Below are 20697 nucleotides of genomic sequence, written 5' to 3'. Positions count from 1 at the left end.
CGTTAATTGAGCAAACGGGCCACCCGAAAATTCGTCGCACCCGATCACCTTCCTACTCTGCAACCGCCCCTTTCTGCGTAACTTGCTCCTATGCAACGTACCTACACCCTGGCTGAACGCGGTACGCTACACCGGGCCAGCGACTTCCCCGACCGGGCATCGACGCCCGACGATGTGTTGCTACCCGACGCCGATTTCAATGCGGTGAAGCAGCTTGCCACCCGAACAGACAACACCACCGCCGACGCTCTATTGACCTATACCCTCTACAGAGGCCGCGAACGAATGCTGTGGCGGAATTACGTGGGTTTACTGACCCTGACCAACGGGCTGTCACTAGAGGTTCGGCCGCGGGCGGGGCACCTGCCAACGCTGCTCCGGCACCTGCCCGAACTGGCGTTTCGTCATCTCGATTCGGGTCAGTTTGGCGCGCAGCAGCTGCCCCTTTGGGAATTATTCATCAACGCTTTTCTGCGCGAAACAGCTCAGGCACTCGGGCGCGGGCTGGCCCGCGACTACGTCACCCACGACGACACGCTACCCATCCTTCGTGGAAAAATGCGCGTAGCAGACCAGCTTCGCCAGCCCTCCCCCCGCCCCGACCAGTTGGCGGTATCGTTCGATGAACACACGCCCGACATTGCGGCGAATCGGGTGCTGAAAAAGGCGTTGCAACTCGCGGCGGCACGTACCCAGACAACCACTAACCAGACCCGATGCCGCCAATTGCTCACCACCCTCGCCGACGTGTCGGAGCCAACGAATCTAGCCGTCGATCTGCAACGTACCCGGCCCGGACTGGCCCAGACCAATTCCCGCCTGCTAAAAACATACGAACCTGCCCTCCGCTGGGCCAACTGGCTTCTACGCGGACAGGGGCCGGGCCTCTGCACCGGCCCCAATGTAGCGCATTGCCTGCTATTTCCGATGGAGCGCGTATTTGAGCAGTACGTAGCCGCTGGTTTCCGCCGGGCGGGGGTAAACATTGAGATTCAGCAATCGTCGGCCTGGCTCATCGACGATCATAACGGCACGCCTCGTTTCAAGCTCCGGCCCGATCTGCTGTTGCGCCATAACGGCCGCACAGTTGTACTCGATACGAAGTGGAAAACCCTCGACCCCAATGACCATACCGGCCATTACGGTATTGATCAGGCTGATTTGTACCAGCTTTATGCGTATGGCAAAAAGTACGATGCCGCTGAACTGGTACTGATTTATCCGGCCCATGATCAGTTTCAGGAGCCGCTGCAACTCTTCGGCTACGACGCCAGTCTGCGGCTTCGCGTAGTGCCCTTCAACCTCGACAAACCCCTCAATGAAGAGATTACGGCATTACTGGGTACGTTGGGATAACAGAGGAAGCGGGCCAAATTGGGTAAATGAGGCACCGGGGGCGCTTCCTACTACGATTGCCTAAACCATTCCTCTTTTTATGCCTCTCCTGCTGACCGTCGCTGGCATTCTGGCGCTGATACTGCTCATTGCTTATTTCCACCTCGACACCTTCATTGCCTTTATTCTCGTTGCCATCGGTATTGGACTGGCATCGGGTATGGACGTTAGCGCAGTGGGCAAATCCATCCAGACGGGTATTGGCAACACGCTGGGCGAACTGGTGCTCATCATCGGTTTTGGTGCTATGCTGGGGCGGGTTGTGGCCGAAAGCGGCGCTGCCCGGCGAATCACCAACGTACTGGTTGATCTGTTTGGCGTGAAGAACATCCGCTGGGGCATGGCGCTGGCGGGTTTCATCATCGGCATTCCGCTGTTCTACAACGCCGGGTTCATCATCGTTGTGCCGCTTATTTTCACCATTGCGGCTTCTACCCGGCTCCCCATGCTGACCGTGGCCATCCCTATGCTGTCGGCGCTGTCGGTGGCGCATGGCTACCTGCCGCCACACCCATCACCTGCCGCGTTGGTAGGTCAACTGGGGGCCGATTTGGGCAAAACGCTGTTCTACGGCATTCTGGTAGCTATTCCGGCCATTATCCTGGCCGGGCCCATTTTCGGCAAAACGCTGGGGCGCTTCAACCCGAAGCCCGACCGTGAGGTGTTCGACAACAGCGACGTACCCAGCACCGACCTGCCCGGTATTGGCATTAGTTTCTTCGTAGCGCTGCTGCCCGTAATCATGCTCACCGTCTTCGGTCCCTTGCGCGGTTATCTGAAAACGCACGGCCTTGACCAGACGCTGGGCGGAAAAGTACTGACGCTGCTGGGCGAACCGTATATGGGTATGCTCGTATCGGTGCTGGTGGCCGTGTACACGCTGATGCTGCGCCGGGACGTAACGATGAAAAAGGCTATGAAGCACCTGGAAGAGGCCATCAAAGCGGCGTCGCCCATTCTGCTGGTTATTGCCGGGGCGGGGGCTTTGAAGCAGATTTTCAACGACTCCGGTACGAGTGTCTACATTGGCCAGCAACTTGCCGGGCTCAACATGCCGCCACTGGTCCTGGGCTGGGTCATGGCCGCGCTCATCCGGGTCTGCGTGGGTTCGGCCACCATTGCCGGCCTTACCACGGCGGGTATTATGCTTCCCTTGTTGCAGAGTCAGACGGGCGTTCACCCCGAGCTGATGGTGCTGGCCATTGGCGCGGGCAGCCTGATGCTGTCGCATATCAACGATGCCGGTTTCTGGCTGTTCAAAGAGTATTTTAACCTCAGTATCAACGACACCCTCCGTACCTGGACCGTAATGGAGACCATCGTCGGCGTGGTGGGGCTGCTTGGCGTTTTAACGCTTAATGCGATCTTGTAGCTTGTTAGTACCTACCACCAGACCCCTCTATTTTATTGCAGGCTACGCCGTCATCATGCTCCTGATCTACCGTTTTGTTACGGATCAGGAATTACCGCTTTACCGTATTCTCATCAAAGTAGCGCTATCGAGCTTTTGCGTCTTTCTAGCCGTTAAGGCTGTGGCCTGGGTCGGTAAACCCCGACATAAAAGAGTTTCCTGAACAGGTCACGATGTTAAAACAGCCATAAGATGAAGCTACCTGTCTATACTACGCTGGTCTACACTATCGTCATGTTCCTGATTTACCGTTTTATTACGGACCAGGAATTGGCGCTCCTCCTGGTTATGAGCAAAGCTGTTTTTATGGGGTTAGGCATCTATTTCTTCGTTTTGAGACGAATGAGAATGCCGGCCAAAGTCAAAGACAACCCCCGTTTCAGCGGGCCAGATGCCCCGGCATCTCGTCCGGCCAGGTAGCCGGCCATTAAGCTCCCGGCATATTTACGTAACCGATTGTCCCTTCTATTCGTTGTTTGCAGGTATGATCGCGCTTGCCCTATCAGCCCTTCTGCTCACAACCACCCCTGCCGACAGCATCCTGCCTGCCGACACGCTGCCGTCTGGTCGGGCAAAAACAAAATTTGCCTTTAACCTCGACTTTCGCGATTCATTTCTCGAGCGCCAGCACGTAAATGTGTGGGGCGTCAATGCCGGCATTGAGTTTGGCGAAAAACGGCACCAGCTAACACTCGGGTATTACTGGCTCAGTTACGCCACGTACCTGCGCCTGATCGATTGGCGTCGGGATGCGGCCCGGCTGGTGAACCTCAACTACTACACCCGGACCGACTTGTGGTTCATGAACATTCAGTACTGGATGAACATCACGAACAACCGCCGCTGGATGGTCAGTTTTCCGGTCGAGGCTGGTGGTGGGGTGGCCTACGCTATTCCGCACACGTTACGGCAGGATGTTCAGATTGACCGTACCCAACGCAGTTTCTTCGTGCCGCTGCAAGTGGGGGCCTATGCCCAGTGGAAAGCAACGCGCTGGGTGGGCTTTAGCGGACAGATGGGCTATCGGTATTCTGTTTTCCAGACCGACATCGACCAGAATTTCAATGGCGTGTATTATAGCGTCGGCGTAACGATTTACCCGGCCCTGCTGACCGATATATGGCGATTTCTGCGAAAAAAAGACCGAATTTCACCGCTTCATCCGCCGCAGCCCCGTAACCCTGTCACGCATTCGTAACAGGCTGTTCTACTGGAGCGGGAATAGCCCGGTGCCTCCTACATGACGAACGAGCCCTCCCCCCAGCCTTCACCACAGAAAATAACACCGCATCAGGTGGTGATGCTGGTGTTGTCGCTCTACGTGGTGCTGGCGATCGTGGCGCAGGAACTGGTGCCGCTCGACGCCCAGGTACGTCTCTGGCTCGACAAGATCGATACCGGGATCTGCCTGTACTTCCTGTACGATTTTGGCCTTCGCCTCTACCATGCGCCCAACAAGCTGGCTTTTCTGCGCTGGGGCTGGATCGACCTGCTGGCCAGTATTCCTGCCTTTCATTGGGGGCGGCTGGGCCAGTTGGTCCGCGTTTTCCGGATTTTGCGAATGCTCCGGGCGTTTCGGGCAGCGCGGAATTTCGTGGTCTACCTTCTCCGGAACCGCGCCAATGGAACGCTGGCTATCGTGTTTGCGAGCGCTATTCTACTACTCCTGTTCGGGGCCATTGCCATGCTGTACGTTGAACGCGGCCTACCCGACGCCAACATTAAAACCCCGTCTGATGCGCTTTGGTGGGCGTTCGTTACCATTACCACGGTTGGTTACGGCGACCGTTTCCCCGTTACCAACACAGGTCGACTCATTGCTGCGGTGCTGATGATCGCCGGCGTGGGGCTGTTTGGTACATTCACTGGGTACGTTGCCAACTTCTTCGTGGAAGCCGATCAGGAAAAAGAAGAAAACGACCTGCAGACACTGATTCAGGAAGTGCGACAACTCCGCGAGAAAATCGAGGCCCTGGAAAAGCGGGAAAACCAGTAAGGGTTCATCCAGCGGAAATATCCTGCTGAACGAACCCTTATTGATTACTTACGATATTGATAATCAGACTAGTTATATCCCGGATTCTGGGTCAACGTTTCCTTACCGTCTTTTTTGCTATTGAATATTTCCTGAATCGGAATGGGGAAATATTCGTGTTGGCCTTTAATAAATTTCACTCCGGTCAGGTAGTTCCGCTTGGACGCTTCGGTCGTGTAATACGTGTTCAGGGTCTGGTCGGCTATCCCCCAGCGAACGAGATCGAACCGGCGGTGGCCTTCCATCCCAAACTCCAGCCGCTCTTCAAACTGCACGGCCTTGCGGGCAGCGGCCTGGTCAGTCCAGGCGGCGGTATACTCTTTGATCACGTAATTGGCGGCTGGCGTTCCATCCGCATTTTTTACGAAGCCATCGGGGTTCGCCGCCCGCCGACGAATCTGGTTAACGTACCCACGCGCTTTGTTCAGGTCGCCAACTTCTGTTTCGATCTCGGCCAGCCATAATAACACATGATCATAGCGGATCATGCGGTAGTTGTTGGCATTCAGACGAGGGTTACCGGCAAAGGTGTTCGTACCCACGTCCGACCTGTACATCACGTGCTTTTTGGGCGAATAAGGACCACCATACGACTGGTCGCGCACATACGCTTTGCCCGGATGAACGCCCCAGTCCAGGTACTGAATACCCCGACGACCGACAGTCCAGTCCAGTCGTGGATCGAGCGAGCCGGTATACGGTGTAAACGGGGCCGTTGATTCAATACCCAAGTCGTTGGTCACATCCGATGCGTTGAATGTATCCACGAGCGGCAATCCATTCGCATCGGTTTTGAACGCATTGACCAGATTCTGCGAAGGCTGAAAAAAGCCACAGCAGGTTGTTACGCCACCGCCACCGTAGGGGTAGTTCAGGGTAGAACCAATGTTGCCATTTTCACCGTTCGGCGCGCCATCATTAACCGAGTACTGCACTTCGAAAATAGACTCGGCATTGTTGTTGGTAACCGCCTTAAAATTATCGTGGTACCTATCCATCAGTTTGTACTGACCGCTGGCAACGATCGCTTCGAGCAGGGGTTTAGCCTCAGCAAATTTTTTCTGGAACAGGTACGCCTTACCAAGCGTGGCCGCAGCGGCCCATTTGGTTGGACGACCAACCTGCGTCTGCTTTGCTGGCAGCGCATCGTAAGCGGCCTTAAGGTCAGCCACGATGTTTGGCCAGATGTCTGCGCTGTTCGGTATTTTCGTGCTTTCCAGATCGTTCGGATTGTAGGTCTTCTCATCGATATAGGGTACCATGTTGAACATTTTTTTCAGCTCAAGATGGAAATGCCCCCGCAGGAATCTGGCTTCGGCTATTACCTGCTGCTTCTCGGCGTCGGTCATGTCTTTTGCAGTAGCTACGGCTTGCAGCACATCGTTCGTCCGGGCAATGCCGTCGTACATCCCCCGCCATTTCCCCCGGAAATAGATGTTGTCAGACTGGATGTTACCTTGCTCGATCAGCGAAATAGGCGGCTGGTCACCGGCAATCGTTCCTTTGTAGGCGTCGTCGCTGGCTACACTGCCATACACCCAGTTATCGGCCCCGACGTTGTAGGAGCGATAGGCACCTTCGGCAGTGGCCCAGCCGTCGAGCAGGGAGTAGGCACCGATCAACAAGGCATTGACACCCGTTTTGTTCTGCAATACCGTAACGGCCAGAGCGGCTTTGGGCTGCACGTCCAGGAACTTGTCTGAGCAGGCTGTTGCCACGGCCAGACAGAATACGGTTAGGACTATGGTTACTTTTTTCATGGATTTTATGGACGAGCCATCTGGTTTCGATACCCGGATGGACTTGGATTAAAATGAAAGATTCAGACCTACCAATATCGTTTTTGCCACGGGGTAAGAGCCGCCATCGACACCAATCTGGCGGTCGTTCCCCGACGAATACGCGCGAAGGTTGACTTCAGGGTCCATGCCCGAATACTTGGTGACCGTGAACATGTTCTGGCCCTGGATGTAAACCGATGTGGCCGACAGTCCCAGTTTGGCCAGCAGTACCTGGGGCAGTTGGTACGTCAGCTGAATGTTTTTCATCCGGAAGTACGAACCGCTCTCGAGGTAGTAGGTCGACGGCTGAATGCTAACCTGGTCGCTCGACCGGAGCTGGGGCAGAATAGCATCCGTACTGCCGGGGCGCCACGACTGATACAGCATCCGGGTACTGCGGTTTCCCCCAAACGTTGGGAAGTCCGTCCAGTACTTGGTATAGTTGAAAATCTGATTGCCCTGAACACCCTGGCCAAACAGGGTCAGCCCGAAGTTCTTGTAATTCAAGTTCAGGTTGAGGCCGTACGTGAAATTTGGGTGCGGGCTACCAATGATACTCAGGTCTTTGGTGTCAATTTTACCATCGCCGTTTACGTCCCGGAATTTGAACCGGCCAGCCACGTTCTCTGAAGCCGCATTACCAAACTGCACAGGTGCTGCTTTGGCCTCATCGTTGCTTTGGAAGATGCCGTCGATGGTGTAGCCGAAGAATGAAGCCAGCGGATAACCCTGCTGGGTAACAACGAAGTTCTGAATCCGCTCGTCGTTAATACCGAAATACTGCGTGCTGGGGTCGCCGTTGGTCTTGACAACCACATTGCGGTAGGTGCTAAAGTTGGCACCTATGTTATAGCTCAAGCCGCTATTGCCCAGTTTGTCGCCATAGTTAACCATCAGATCAACACCCCGGTTGCGCATTGAGCCAATGTTCTGGAAAGGGACCGTGGCTACCCCCTGAGTGAGCGGAGCCTGTACCGGGAACAGCATATCCGAAGTGGTGCGGGTGTACCAGTCGAAGCCGATGCTCAGTTTGTTTTTGAGCAGCATGGCATCAAAACCGATGTTCAGGCTAGTGGTGGTTTCCCATTTGGCCTTCGCGTTACCAAACTGGGTTAACTCATAACCCGGTATGGCCGATGTGCGTGTACCGTTTATGTCATAAAACGAAGTGGCCGGGTTGGTACTAAACTGGGTGTATGAGTTATAGTTACCAATTTCCTGGTTACCTGTCTGGCCCAGACCCGCCCGGAATTTCAGGTCATTGACGAGCGTGAACGGCTTGAAGAAATCTTCTTTAGATATCCGCCAGCCCACGCTGGCAGCCGGAAACACGGCCGAGCGAAACTCAGGGGCAAAACGCGACGAGCGGTCGCGCCGAACGGTCAGGTCGATCAGGTATTTATCGTCCAGCACGTAGTTGAGTTTGGCAAACTCCGACGCCAGCCGCCAGTTCGATGCGCCACCGTTGTTAGTCTGTACCCCCGTACCCGCACTCAGGTAGCGGTTTTCAATGTCATCCACGGCGAAGTTGGTGCGGCTGGCATCAAAAGACTCGAAATAGCTTTTGATCGATTCTGTACCGGCGATCACGTTGAACCGGTGCCGATCGCCCAGATTCATGCTATAGGTCAGGGTATTATACCAGGTCCAGGTCCATTCATAATTATTGTTCGTCGTCAACGAATTGGAACCACGTGCCTCGGCCGATTCAATATCGCGAATGGTGTAGTTACGGTAGTTGAACAGGTTGTAATCGATACCGAAACTGCTTCGGGCTGTCAGATTTGGCAGGATGTCGACTTCGGCGAAGGCGTTGCCGAATAAGCGCATCTCTTTCTGCACGTTGTCTTTATTTCGATACAACAGCGCCAGCGGGTTATTGGCATTATCGAGATCGCCCCCGCGTGTACCCGCAAAATTACCGGCTACGTCATATACCGGGATGATCGGCTGAATCCGGTAGGCAAACGAAACGGGGTTGCTCTCCGCGTTATTTCCGTTGGGCTGGCTGATTCGTTCGCCGTAAGCCACCTGGAAGTTTTGCCCAACCCGCACACGCTTGTTGATGTTGAATTCTGTATTGGCCCGTAATGAATACCGTTTGTAGCCGGTATATTTCATGATACCATCCTGGTCAAAGTAATTCAACGACATGGCGTAACGGCCCGTCTCGCTACCGCCCGAAACGCCCAGCTGGTGGTTCTGAATGGGAGCCGTCTGGAAAATCTCTTCCAGCCAGTTAGTACCAATTTTATTGGCCGGCGTGATCAGCAGAAATTTCGGTGAGTTGATATCACTGTTATAATTGACATAGGAGCCATCCGGGTTTTGCGCTACACGGGGGTCGCTCGAAGAGGCTCCGCTCGGCAGCACGAAGTCAGGAATAGCGGGGGTGGGACCATTGCCAAACTGCGAATGAACTGGATTCCCGTTGGCCCCCACCACTTTCGAGTTAATCCGCGACTCCCAGATCAGTTGAGCGTATTCCTTTGTGTTGAGCATGTCCAGCAATTTGCCGTGCCGCTGCGAGCCGAAGTAGGAATCGTAGGTAAATTTGGGCTTACCGGCCTTGCCTTTCTTGGTGGTAATGATCACCACGCCATTACCAGCACGCGACCCGTAGATCGATGCCGCCGAGGCATCTTTCAGGATCTGCATACTCTCAACATCATTGAGGTTCAGCGTATTTAGGTTTCCTTTGGTAGGAACACCATCGATTACGTAGAGCGGTGAGTTGTCGTTGATCGTACCAAACCCCCGGATACGCACCATGACACCGCCACCCGGCGCATTCTCATTACCCACCTGAACCCCAGCCACGCGCCCCTGAAGCGCCTGACCAACGTTGGTTGCCGGTACTGCCAAAAGCTGCTTGGTATCAACCGTAGCGACGGCCCCGGTAATGTCGCGTTTCGCCTGTGCGCCATACCCTGTTACAACTACTTCTGTCAGGGTCTTTACGTCGGGGGCCAGAGCAACGTTTATTGCCGTTCGGGAGCCTATCGTAACCTCCTGCGACACGTAGCCAATGGCTGAAATAGTGAGCACATCCCGACCGGCCGCTACGTTCAACGAGAACTGCCCATTGCCATCTGTTACGATACCCGTCTGCGTGCCTTTTACCACAATGTTGGCACCAGGTAGTCCGCTATTATCGTTAGCGTCTATAATACGACCTGTAATTTTTCGATCCTGAGCAAAAGCACCTGCGTATAAAAGCCACGCAAGCATAAACAGCGTCGATGTGCGATACACGCCTAGTAAATTGTTCTTCATGTTATAGATTATTGAGAGAGGCTAAAATATGAAAAAACAAACCCTCTATTGAATCAATCTATGTCATATGATAGTTAATGAGTTATCGGTTGTCATATTTAAGTATTTGCACTTATACATTTGTAAAATAATAATATACAGTGCGTTCGTATAGGTTAAGATACGCGATATGGCGTATTTTTTACGTATGATTTCCCGGGATAACGCGCCATGTCACAGCTGATTACTGGTTCAAACGCATCATGATTTATCAGGTGTTGCATACACCTACGTACCTGACGTCAATGAGGGGAAGGGTATCGGTGGCAGCATAACCCTTGCTGATTATAGCCGTGATATCCCCTGAACAGGAGCGGCGGGGTCAGGAGGTAACCCTGCCCGGATTATCAGAGCCTTGTATCCGCAGAAACTCATCGGGCAACTTCCCCGGCAATGCCTATTTTACGGCTTTCGCCACGCTGGAAGGCATCTCGTATAATAGCCACGCCCGGTTTTTGATAGCCGTTGACTGTTGCCGGATCAGGCTGATAAAATCGCTGATACCAAGGGGCTCGTTTCCGTTGGCATGGATCAGCACGAAACTACCTTGTTTAGGAGCCTGCTTCTTAGCCAGCCACGCATCGGACCCGATGGGCAACAGACCAAACGAAAGCACTTCGTCGAACACCAGTTTATCTGAAACAAGACCCGGGAAGCGAAAAAAAGCGGAGGGAGTCAGACCGTTTATGAGCATGGCCTGCTCATTGAGCAGCACCTCATCCCGGATATTCGTGTTGGGTTCAAGCAAAAAATTGACCGGCAACGGGCGGCGCGGATCGAACCGGTGATGATACGAGTGGTTGACCCACGTGATAGCCAGATCACCACGGGCGACGAGGGTTTTCAGGTACGTCAGATCGGACTGATGGCTCGCCATCCAGAGGCCGGTGATGGTGATGGTTACCGGAATGGGCTTTTCCGACGGTTCAAATGACTGAATGAGCGCCTCAAAGACCGATCGGGTCAGTGGTTTTGTCGACGGGCAAAGGTCGATGGTCAGGCTAAAACCCCGCTCGGTGGTGTCGGCCCGCTCCAGGCCCGCATCCTGCAGTGCTCCATCGCGCTGCTGCTCCATCCGGATGGCCCGCCCGTATGGAGTCTGGGTAATTTCCTGAAGCAAGGTTGGCCACGGACGAGTTTGGACTGCGTCTATCGGCAGGATAGCCACAGAGGTTTCCAGCGTTTTCGGGTCAACCAGCAGGTAACGTACCTGACCGTCTTGCCGCCATTGCCGCAGCACTACCTGGGTTTCCGGGCGGCTCGTTACGCCGTAATAAACCTGGTAATCGGCTAACTGGGCCATTAGCGGACTGGCCGTCAGCAGCAGCAATACAACTGATAAGTAGAAACGTGCGCCAGAACTGGAAATCATTGGGCAATCAATTGATTGAACGGCAGTATAGCATAAAGCCGACACCCTGCACAGGGTGTCGGCTTTATGCTTCTATAAAGAACAAGTTAGCTGTTACGACTACCACCGCCAAACATCTTCGATACCAGCCAGATTACCAGCACGATAACAACGATTACACCAATGATGCCCGTGTAGGCACCAGCTTTAAAAATATCGCCGATGGCCGCACAGCTGGTCATGGTCAGCGTGAAGAAAAGGGCCAGGAAGGCAACTGGGAGAATACGAAGAAGCGTTTTCATAAACGTTGGTTGGTTTTGTGTAATGAACGATTGGCCGATTACCGGCAATTGCACAATTAACCCGCTCTATCTCACTTTGTTCTAAGCGCCATCACCTTCCTACTTTATTACTCGGAAATCTTCTATGCACTCATCAATTGCTGTAAGGCAATCATGTTGGCAGCTTTGTCGAAAACAGCGCGAACAGGCATAGCGAACCCTTGTACAGCTTTACTTTCGATAGCTTGTTTGAGGGTATACGTACCTGCCGCTTCATATTCGTCGGTATCAGCATCAATCGTAAATGCTTCAATCTGTTGCCGAAGCGGGTCGACGAGCCAATACTCAGCTACGCCATGCGCAGCGTAGTCGATGAATTTTGTTTCCCGATCATGTTTCTGGGTGCTTTTCGACAGCACTTCAACCACCAGGTCAGGGGCTGGGTAATAGAGTTGATCCGGCTGAATCGCCGCCGCTTTTGACGAACCCCAGAAACAAACATCCGGCTCGTAACTATTGCGGGTTAACTCCACCAGCGCTTTCTCCATCCGCACAAGGCCCAGGTCATGCTTGGTGACAAATACATTCAACAGCATACAGAAGTTCATCACTGCTTCTGTATGCCGATCCAGCTCGGGAGAATGCACTACGACTTCGCCGTTGATGAACTCTGCTTTCATATCGTCATCAAGCCATTCATAGAAAGCGCGACGTTTCTCGTTCTCGTTGTTCAAAATCACCAATGCCTGCTGAATAATCAACGGGGCTTTCGGGGTGTCTAATAATTGATACAGTAGTTCAGTCATAGCAAATACGGTGGCCTCTCAAAGATACGATTTTTGTACGAATGCCTTTCTTATGCCAGCTATTCAACAGCGTGGTACTGAGACATCTCGTACTAATTAACCACTACCTGCGTCGTTTGCGAATCGGCTAAAACTCGGCATCCTCTCTTTTCGTACCTTTGCCCTATCCAACGCATAAACGCGTTGCCGAATCCGCTTGAGAAGCCATGTAATGCCAATCGACATCTGTTTCTGCTAAGGAGCCTCCCTTCCGGAGCCTCTCGGCAGCCTTGTGTCTATTGTCTTACCACATTCATTCAGAAAATGGCTTTATCAGAAAAGTACGGGCGAACGTACCATTATCCTTTCTCGCCCGGCACGACCAGCGACGACCGCATCAATCATCAGTTTGCCGACGACCTGGGGTCTATCACCGACCTGATACATACTGAGAAACTCGACGGTGAAAACAACTGTCTGAGTCGACATGGTGTATTTGCCCGCTCACATGCAGCCCCCACTCTGTCGCCCTGGACGAGTTCGATCAGGCAGCGGTGGCAAACCATCCGACATGATCTGGGCAACCTCGAGATATTCGGTGAAAACCTCTTCGCCATCCATTCCATTGCCTACCAACGCCTCGACCAGCATTTCTTCGTGTTCGGCGTACGTGAATTGGGCATGTGGCTCTCGTGGGAAGAAACCCAGCTTTACGCCCAACTGCTTGACTTGCCTACGGTGCCCGTGCTGGCTCGCTCAAGGGCTCCTCTACGCGCCGATGCTGTTGAAGCAGACGTGCTGACGCTGGTCGCGCAACCCAGCGTGTTTGGGTCCGTTGACGTGTACACGGGTCAACCCTGTACGCGCGAAGGCGTCGTCTCACGTGATGCGGGGGCTTACTCCATAGCGGATTTTCCGAACCGCGTTTTCAAGTATGTCCGAAAAGGGCATGTACAAACCGACCAGCACTGGACACGTACCTGGCGTCGTGCTCCACTGACTGGCGAAACGAACTCGAAATGGATTGGCAACTAACTAACCATACCAGCTGGCCCGATCTCATGCGCCAGTTCGACTGGGTACGCCACATGGTGGGTGTACCCCAGGACCCTGTTTTCCATGCCGAGGGCGATGTAGCGACCCATACGCAGATGGTGCTCGAAGCCCTTACGGCCTCGACCGAATACATTGCTTTACCGGCTGCCGACCAGGCCATTGTCTGGGCGGCAGCCCTGTTGCATGACGTAGAAAAACGGTCGACCACGGTACTGGAAGATGATGGGTCGATCACCTCAAAAGGCCACGTCCGCAAAGGAGAACGCACCGCCCGCCTGATCCTGTACGATAGCGTACCTACGCCCTTTACCACCCGCGAGTCCATTGCCAAACTGGTGCGCTATCACGGCTTACCGCTCTGGTTATTCGAGAAGGAAAATCCGCGCCAAACCGTGTTGCAGACCAGCCTTGAGGTGAACACCGCCTGGCTGACGATGCTGGCCCGCGCCGACGTGACGGGACGTACCTGTGCGGATCAGGACGAGCTACGCTACAAAATCGACCTCTTCGAGGCGTTCTGCCTTGAACAGGATTGCTTCGGGAAACCCTTTCCGTTTGCCTCGAACCTGACCCGGTTTCAGTATTTCCGGCGCGATGATCTGGCACCCGATTATGCGCTTTTCGACGAAACAGAAACGGAGGTTGTGTTGATGAGCGGGCTACCGGGCGTAGGTAAGGATTTCCATATTCTGACCCACTATCCCGATTGGCCGGTAGTCAGTTTAGACGGTATCCGTCGGCGGATGGGCATCGATCCTACCGATCGTAGCGGAACGGGGCGGGTAGTGCAGGCAGCGAAAGAGCAGGCGCGGGTTTACCTTCGCAGTAAGCAGCCGTTTGTCTGGAATGCAACCAACATTACCCGAAACATGCGGGCGCAGCTGATCGACCTGTTCGTAACCTACCGGGCCAGGGTGATACTCGTGTATGTGGAAGTGCCCAATGCGACCCGAGCCGACCAAAACGCCAACCGGATGCACCAGGTACCCGAACCGGCGATCAGCCACATGATGGCGAAATGGGAGGTGCCAGCCTTATGGGAAGCACATGAGGTGATCTACGACGTGGTATAGAAAAACGGTCAATAGTTGATAGTCGGCAAGTCGGGGCTTACCAAACTTGGCCAGACAACGTCGGACTTTGACTATTGACCGTTAGCCATTAAACTGCATATCCTGAAGCTGACTAGTAGCCCGTTTACCACCCTCCCACCCATGCGTTTTTCGCTATTCTTCGTTACCAGTCTATTACTTGCCGGTTGCCGTAACACCGAACCTACGCTGTTTACGGCGCTGGATGCCGATGATACGCACATCACCTTTGCCAACACCATCACCGAAACGGCCGATCAGAATGTGTTGCAGTACGAATACACCTACAACGGCGGTGGCGTAGCCGTTGGCGATCTGAACAACGATGGCCTGACCGACGTGTATTTCACCGGCAATCAGGTTCCCGACAAACTCTATCTAAACAGAGGCAATCTACTGTTCGACGACGTTACCGAGACCGCAGGCGTAGCGGGTCGGCCGGGGCACTGGAAAACGGGCGTGACCATGGCCGACGTGAACGGCGACGGTTGGCTGGATATCTACGTCTGTTACTCGGCCCTGAACGACACGGCCGCCCGTGCCAATCAGTTGTTCATTAACAATGCCAGCAAACCCGGCAGTATCCCAACATTCACCGAACGCGCCGCCGAATACGGCCTCGACGCGCCAGGTACGTTCTCGACCCAGGCCAGCTTTTTCGATTATGATCGCGACGGCGACCTCGACATGTTTCTGGTCAACCACGGCAACATGTTCTTTTCGCCCTTTTTCAACACCAGCGCCGTCCGCAACAAACGCCACCCCTATTTTGGAAACAGACTGTATAGGAATGAGAGGAGGAAGGAGGAAAGGGAGAAAGGAGGAAAGGGAGGAGGGAGGAAAGGCGAGCAAAGCTTTTCTTCCCCCCCTTCCTCCCTTCCTCCTTCCTCCCTTTCCTCCCCCTTTTTCACCGACGTCTCCGAAGAGGCGGGTATTCATGGCGGGAGTATCAATTTTGGGTTGGGTGTGGCGGTCAGCGATCTGACGGGTGATGGCTGGCCCGACCTGTACGTAGCCAACGACTACGAAGAGCAGGATTACTTCTACGTAAACGACCAGCATGGCCATTTCATCGAATCGACGAAAGAGTCATTCACGCATATGTCACGGAATACGATGGGGATCGACGTTGCCGATGTAAACAACGACGCCCTGCCCGACGTGGTGACGATGGACATGCTCCCCGCTTCCTGGGAACGGCAAAAACTCTTGAAAGGCCCCGACGAATACGACAAATTCCGCCTCATGGTCGACAGCGGTTACGGCTACCAGCACATGCGGAATATGTTGCACATTAATAGGGGAGGAAAGGAGGAAGGGGAGGAAGGAGGAAAGGGAAGATGCCCTAATCCCAAATCCGAAATCTCTTTCTCTGAGGTTGGGCAACTGGCGGGCATCTCAAATACCGACTGGAGCTGGGCGGCGCTACTGGCTGATTTCGACAACGACGGGCGGAAAGATTTGTACGTTACCAACGGCATCGTGCGCGACTTCACGAGCATGGATTTTCTGAAGTACGATGTTCAGGCCGCCAAAGAGCAGGTTGCCGCTCAGGGAAAATCGCTGACGACAGACGATGACATCAAGAAGAATCTGCCTACCGCCGACCTGATTGCCAAGCTGCCTTCCACCCAAACAGACAATGTCGCCTTCCGCAACCGTGATGGGCTCCAATTTGATGACGTGACCAACCGGTGGGGCCTTTCAGAAGGAGCTGTATCGACGGGGGCTGCTTATGCCGATCTCGATAACGACGGTGATCTGGATCTGGTGGTAAACAACACAAATTCACCCGCCTCTGTCTACCGCAATAATGCCGAGACACAGACACAAAACCAACACCTGACTATCCGGCTCGCGGGTGAAGGAGGTAACCGCTTTGGCGTAGGGGCACTGGTAACGGTAAAGAGGGGTGTCCTCGTGCAAACGCAGGAGTTGGTGCCCACACGCGGCTTTCAATCGGCGATGGCCCCGGTACTGACTTTCGGGCTGGGCAGCACTCCGCTGGGAACAAGCACCAGCCCCGTTCAGGTGCAGGTACGTTGGCCCGACGGACGGCTCAGCAACGTACCTAGTGTTCTACCCAATTCGGCCGTGACCATTCGACAGACCGATTCACAGCTGCCCGGTAACGTACCTGACGTGCAGCAGAACAGGCTGCTTGAGCCGGTTTCCGACGGGGTCATTCCGTTTGTGCATCGGGAAAACCCGTACGTCGATTTCAAGCAGGAACCCCTGATTCCGTACCAACTTTCAAAACAGGGGCCCGCTCTGGCTAGTGCTGATGTGAACGGCGATGGGCTTGTCGATGTGTTCGTTGGTGGGGCCACCGGGCAGGCGTCGGGGCTTTTTCTACAACAGGCTAACGGTCAGTTCACGCCATCGCTACAATGGAATGCCGGTGAAACGGGAATAAATCCACCTGCTGATGCCATCGCCGCCCTCTTTTTCGATGCCGATGGTGACCACGATCCTGACCTGTATGTGGTGCGTGGCGGGAATGAATATGCGCCGGGTTCGCCCGCTTATCAGGATCAGCTTTTTCTGAACACCGCCGGTCAGTTCGCGCTGGCTCCGTCAGGTACGTTGCCCGTCGAGACCAGTCCCGGCAGTTGCGTAGCCGCCGCCGATTATGACCGCGATGGTGACCTCGATCTGTTCATTGGCGGGCGGGCCGTTCCTGGGCAATTCCCGACGGCGGCTCCCTCCTACCTGCTCAAAAATAATGGTAAAGGATCGGCGGGAGGGCCGCAGTTCACCATTGCCCAAACGCTAACGCCTGGCATGGTGACCGGTGCTTCCTGGGTTGATGTGGACCGCAACAACGTACCTGATTTGCTACTCGTTGGCGACTGGATGCCCGTGACCTTGTTCATGAATCAGAACAGTCAGCTTGCTCCTACCAACGCAGACGCTCTGGGGCTCGCCCAAACCGGCGGCCTCTGGACCTGCCTTGTTCCGCACGACCTCGACCACGATGGCGATACCGATTTTCTGTTGGGCAACCTCGGCACCAACGTCCAATGGAAAGCCCGTGGCGATACCACTCTGACCCTGCTAGCCGCCGATTTCAACGAAGACGGTCGCATTGATCCGATTATTGTCCAGCGCGTCGACGGTAAACACATTCCCCTCGCCTCGCGCGATGAACTGCTGGATCAGATCAATAGTCTGCGCAAGAAATACGTCCGCTACGCCGATTACGCCAAAGCCACCGTCGAGACCATGTTCGATGCAGGTACGTTGGCCAAAGCCCGCGAGCTGACTGTCAATACACTGCAAAGCAGTATGCTGGAGAACCTGGGTCGGGGTGTATTTAAAGTAAAACCGTTACCCATCGAGGCGCAGATTGCTCCGGTTCAGGGGTTTGTGGTACAGGATTTTACCGGCGATGGCATCGACGATATTCTGTTAGCGGGCAACTATTTCCCACTCCGCGTACAACAGGGCCGTTGCGATGCCGGGCAGGGGCTGCTGCTAAAAGGCAACGGGAAGGCTGGGTACGTTGCCATTCCGGCTACCCAAAGCGGCCTTTCTCTGACTGGTGATATACGTCGGCTGATGGCCATACCAACCCGTCGGGCAGGCCAGGGCAGGGCAGGTACGTTACTACTGGCAGCCCGGAACGACGGTGCCGTAATAACGCAACTGACACCATAGGCTCTCCGTTTGGTGAACTCGCTCTTTACACCTCAACAAATGGGTATCTCTCTGGGCGAAATAACATCTGGCATCTGCACAGGAGGCAGCTTTCGTTCGGGATAGACGCAATCCAGACCGTTACTCTGCCGAGTGGCCACCACCCCGGAAACTATGGTTAATGAAATGGGAATTTTACAGAAGTATCAGGGGGAAATCCCCCTGGCGAGTGTGGGGCCGCCTGGCGTAGATTTGAGGCATTGCCAATCAGACGCTTAAAATGCTGCTCCATGAAATCATTTCTACTATTCTGCACACTATTCTGTTTTTTACTGGCAACGCCAGTGTTGTGTCAGCGAAGGGTACCCGATAAGTTAGGTTATTTCGGGGAAGAGAAAATAATCGTCAAACTAGATCCGTTCTCGAACATTCCTGAAAAATCATTCCCTTTCGACCGTTGGTTCTACATCAGGCGCTACTACAAAAACGGCTCGTTGCCCCTGAAAGCGGTATTTATTACCCCTCAATTATTGTTTCCGAGAACGTTTGATCCGACGCCAAGTAGCCCTACTTCAGTTGATTTTTTCGATACCAAATCAGATATAACAGACGGATATCCAACCTACACGCAGGCATATGATATTCTGGTACCGCCGCTAAAACCAAACAGTACCTACGACCTGGTGTTTGCGTATCCAATGAACGATGATCAACGTGAAAGATTGACCGAGGCGTTCATTGATTTACATGCTGTTAACAACTACACGAAACGTAACCCCGGGCCTATTACAGACCAGGCCATCATAGCCAGGAAGAAGACCATCACCGACATCATTAACCGGATAAATAGAGAGAAAACGGCTAATCAGGATTATCTACAAATTGACTTATCTGACTTCGAACTTTACTACACACAGATCGCAGAGCCAATTTTAGCATCAGGCGTTAGTGCCAGTACCCGGGCTACACTGCTTGCCTCGCTGGCCAATGGCGGCAACCCTGTTACACTGGCGGGAGGTGAAACAGCGCAGGTTTTCCAGAATATGGAGCTGTTGTCAGTTTCTGGTACGGCGTCGTTTAAGCTGGAAACCCGAGTGGGAATTCGGGTGCAACCTGATTTTGGAGCCATCTTTTACGGGCTGGGGGGCACTGGCAGTGTGGGAGTTAACAGTCAGTTTCTGGGTGTTGTACCATATGTAGGTGTCAATTTCCTGTTTCGCCCGTTTGATGCCGATATTCCCATAAGCTTTCTGAAACGTGACATTTCTGCCCTGGATCGCCTGTCCATTCATGCAGGGGTAACGCTCTTCTCTCTGGCTAAAGATAATTACAGACAAAACCTGTTCAACGCCAACAACTTAATGATAGGCGTTGGTTACCGGTTGAGCAGCGTAGCCAAACTCACGGGAGGAGTGGTTCTGTACCGGAAACGGACGGATACCAGCCCGCTTTACACCGAAACGCGGCTAGCTCCTATCGGTTACGTTGGCATCTCGGTTGACCTCCGCGTCAGAGAGGTATTGAAAGATATTGGTAAATTCCTGTTTGGCGCTTAATCGACATGAAAGCCATGAAAACCCCCTTCCTGATCAGTCTGGTTGCGGTCTCCGTGTTCAGTTGTAACTATGATGAGACGCCCATCCGAACAGCAGATGTAATTAAGGATATCACCTTTGAGAAAGCCCAACTTGACGCAGACGGTATGTCACAAACCAGGTTGACCGTCGAGCTCCCCTTCAAAGCAGATGCTGACAAACGTACTGTAACAATTAGTACTTCTTCGGGCACGTTTGCGGCGACCGACGGAAAGAGCACAATTAATGTTGTGGCCGTGCAGGATGAAACCCAGAACCCATTCAGGCTGCTGGCTCAGGCAACCCTTATCAGTCCACAGACAGAAGGCAATGCCATTATTACCGCGAGTATAGCAGGTTACGCACAGACTAAATCCTACACATTTATTACCGCCCAACCAGAAGCTATAGTTATTACACCCAGCCAACTCGTCATAAAACAAGGGCCGGAGAATGAAATTCAGTTGGTTGTTACGCTTACCCGCACTAAAGGAATTCCTTCGCTCAACCAGTCGGTGCAGCTTACAGTGTCAGACCCAGCAGGTAATCAGAAAGGACGTTTTCGTTCGTCTACCTCAGTAAGCGACCCAGCAGGTAAATGCTATTTTGCCTACACGCTGGGAACAGACAAATACGAAGGGCCATTGATTATTAAGGCAACTACCAGCAATAATAAAAGCTCAACGTACACAATTTACGCTCAGTAATCGACTAACCATGTACCACTATGAAAGTATCAGTTGAACACTTGGAAAACAGTGGATCAGCCTTTGCCGCTGAATTAATGGACTTACTCACCAAATACGAGTTGCATGATGGTAAATCAAAAATGACACTTACTGGCTCCGGATTCAGTATACACCTTGATGGCATACAGGATGACTGCCCTCCGGAGTGTCGTAAGTGTAAGATCATCATTCCGCCAGGCGGAGGCAAGCCAAAACTGGTATGCCGTTGCGACTGTTAAGCGTTTAACGAACCAA

The 20697-nt window shown here is 53.5% G+C and carries 15 protein-coding genes; 10 read left to right on the top strand and 5 right to left on the bottom strand.

Going from position 1 to position 20697, the window contains the following annotated elements; all coding sequences use genetic code 11:
- The first annotated feature begins 90 nt into the window (after positions 1-90).
- The 5 genes from J2I46_RS12385 to J2I46_RS12365 all read left to right on the top strand — a co-directional run bounded on the left by J2I46_RS12385 (position 91) and on the right by J2I46_RS12365 (position 4802).
- The gene (locus J2I46_RS12385) at positions 91-1356 is read left to right on the top strand and encodes an McrC family protein (protein WP_207329351.1); all 1266 of its coding nucleotides are present in this window, start codon (positions 91-93) and stop codon (positions 1354-1356) included.
- Between the two features lie 79 nt (positions 1357-1435).
- Positions 1436-2767, top strand: a complete 1332-nt coding sequence (locus J2I46_RS12380; protein ID WP_207329350.1) for a gluconate:H+ symporter — start codon at positions 1436-1438, stop codon at positions 2765-2767.
- A gap of 231 nt (positions 2768-2998) precedes the next feature.
- A complete protein-coding gene (locus tag J2I46_RS12375) occupies positions 2999-3226 on the top strand; it encodes a hypothetical protein (protein ID WP_207329349.1) in 228 nt (75 codons plus the stop codon).
- A 64-nt stretch (positions 3227-3290) separates the two neighbouring features.
- Positions 3291-4004 (top strand): hypothetical protein, encoded by a 714-nt coding sequence (locus J2I46_RS12370; protein WP_207329348.1) that lies wholly within the window; start codon positions 3291-3293, stop codon positions 4002-4004.
- Between the two features lie 42 nt (positions 4005-4046).
- Complete coding sequence (locus tag J2I46_RS12365) at positions 4047-4802, top strand: ion transporter (RefSeq protein ID WP_207329347.1); 756 nt, start codon at positions 4047-4049, stop codon at positions 4800-4802.
- Positions 4803-4870: 68 nt separating this feature from the next.
- On the opposite strand, the gene J2I46_RS12360 is transcribed toward J2I46_RS12365, so the two are convergent.
- From J2I46_RS12360 to J2I46_RS12340, 5 genes are all read right to left on the bottom strand, one after another.
- Positions 4871-6601, bottom strand: coding sequence for a RagB/SusD family nutrient uptake outer membrane protein (locus tag J2I46_RS12360; protein WP_207329346.1), 1731 nt, complete (start codon positions 6599-6601; stop codon positions 4871-4873).
- A gap of 48 nt (positions 6602-6649) precedes the next feature.
- Positions 6650-9898 carry a SusC/RagA family TonB-linked outer membrane protein gene (locus J2I46_RS12355; RefSeq protein WP_207329345.1) on the bottom strand — a complete coding sequence of 1083 codons (3249 nt, stop codon included), beginning with the start codon at positions 9896-9898 and terminating at the stop codon, positions 6650-6652.
- A gap of 436 nt (positions 9899-10334) precedes the next feature.
- On the bottom strand, positions 10335-11309 hold the full coding sequence (locus tag J2I46_RS12350; RefSeq protein WP_207329344.1) for a polysaccharide deacetylase family protein: 975 nt from the start codon (positions 11307-11309) through the stop codon (positions 10335-10337).
- Between the two features lie 86 nt (positions 11310-11395).
- Positions 11396-11590 (bottom strand): hypothetical protein, encoded by a 195-nt coding sequence (locus tag J2I46_RS12345; RefSeq protein ID WP_207329343.1) that lies wholly within the window; start codon positions 11588-11590, stop codon positions 11396-11398.
- 122 nt (positions 11591-11712) lie between these two features.
- Complete coding sequence (locus J2I46_RS12340) at positions 11713-12375, bottom strand: Uma2 family endonuclease (RefSeq protein WP_207329342.1); 663 nt, start codon at positions 12373-12375, stop codon at positions 11713-11715.
- 303 nt (positions 12376-12678) lie between these two features.
- Here J2I46_RS12340 and J2I46_RS12335 point away from each other — a divergent pair, with 303 nt between their 5' ends.
- From J2I46_RS12335 to J2I46_RS12315, 5 genes are all read left to right on the top strand, one after another.
- Positions 12679-13389, top strand: a complete 711-nt coding sequence (locus J2I46_RS12335; RefSeq protein WP_207329341.1) for an RNA ligase family protein — start codon at positions 12679-12681, stop codon at positions 13387-13389.
- Complete coding sequence (locus J2I46_RS12330) at positions 13374-14483, top strand: AAA family ATPase (protein WP_207329340.1); 1110 nt, start codon at positions 13374-13376, stop codon at positions 14481-14483. Before J2I46_RS12335 ends, J2I46_RS12330 begins: the two co-directional genes overlap by 16 nt.
- A 141-nt stretch (positions 14484-14624) precedes the next feature.
- A complete protein-coding gene (locus J2I46_RS12325; protein WP_207329339.1) occupies positions 14625-18161 on the top strand; it encodes a VCBS repeat-containing protein in 3537 nt (1178 codons plus the stop codon).
- A 269-nt stretch (positions 18162-18430) separates the two neighbouring features.
- Positions 18431-19696 carry a hypothetical protein gene (locus tag J2I46_RS12320; RefSeq protein ID WP_207329338.1) on the top strand — a complete coding sequence of 422 codons (1266 nt, stop codon included), beginning with the start codon at positions 18431-18433 and terminating at the stop codon, positions 19694-19696.
- 14 nt (positions 19697-19710) lie between these two features.
- Positions 19711-20421 carry an Ig-like domain-containing protein gene (locus tag J2I46_RS12315; RefSeq protein ID WP_207329337.1) on the top strand — a complete coding sequence of 237 codons (711 nt, stop codon included), beginning with the start codon at positions 19711-19713 and terminating at the stop codon, positions 20419-20421.
- The last annotated feature ends 276 nt before the right edge of the window (positions 20422-20697 follow it).

The sequence above is a fragment of the Fibrella forsythiae genome (genome assembly GCF_017353175.1).
In the GTDB taxonomy this organism is placed as follows: Bacteria; Bacteroidota; Bacteroidia; order Cytophagales; family Spirosomataceae; genus Fibrella; species Fibrella forsythiae.
Note: the sequence above shows the minus strand (reverse complement) of the source record. Positions and strands in the feature narration are given on the sequence as shown.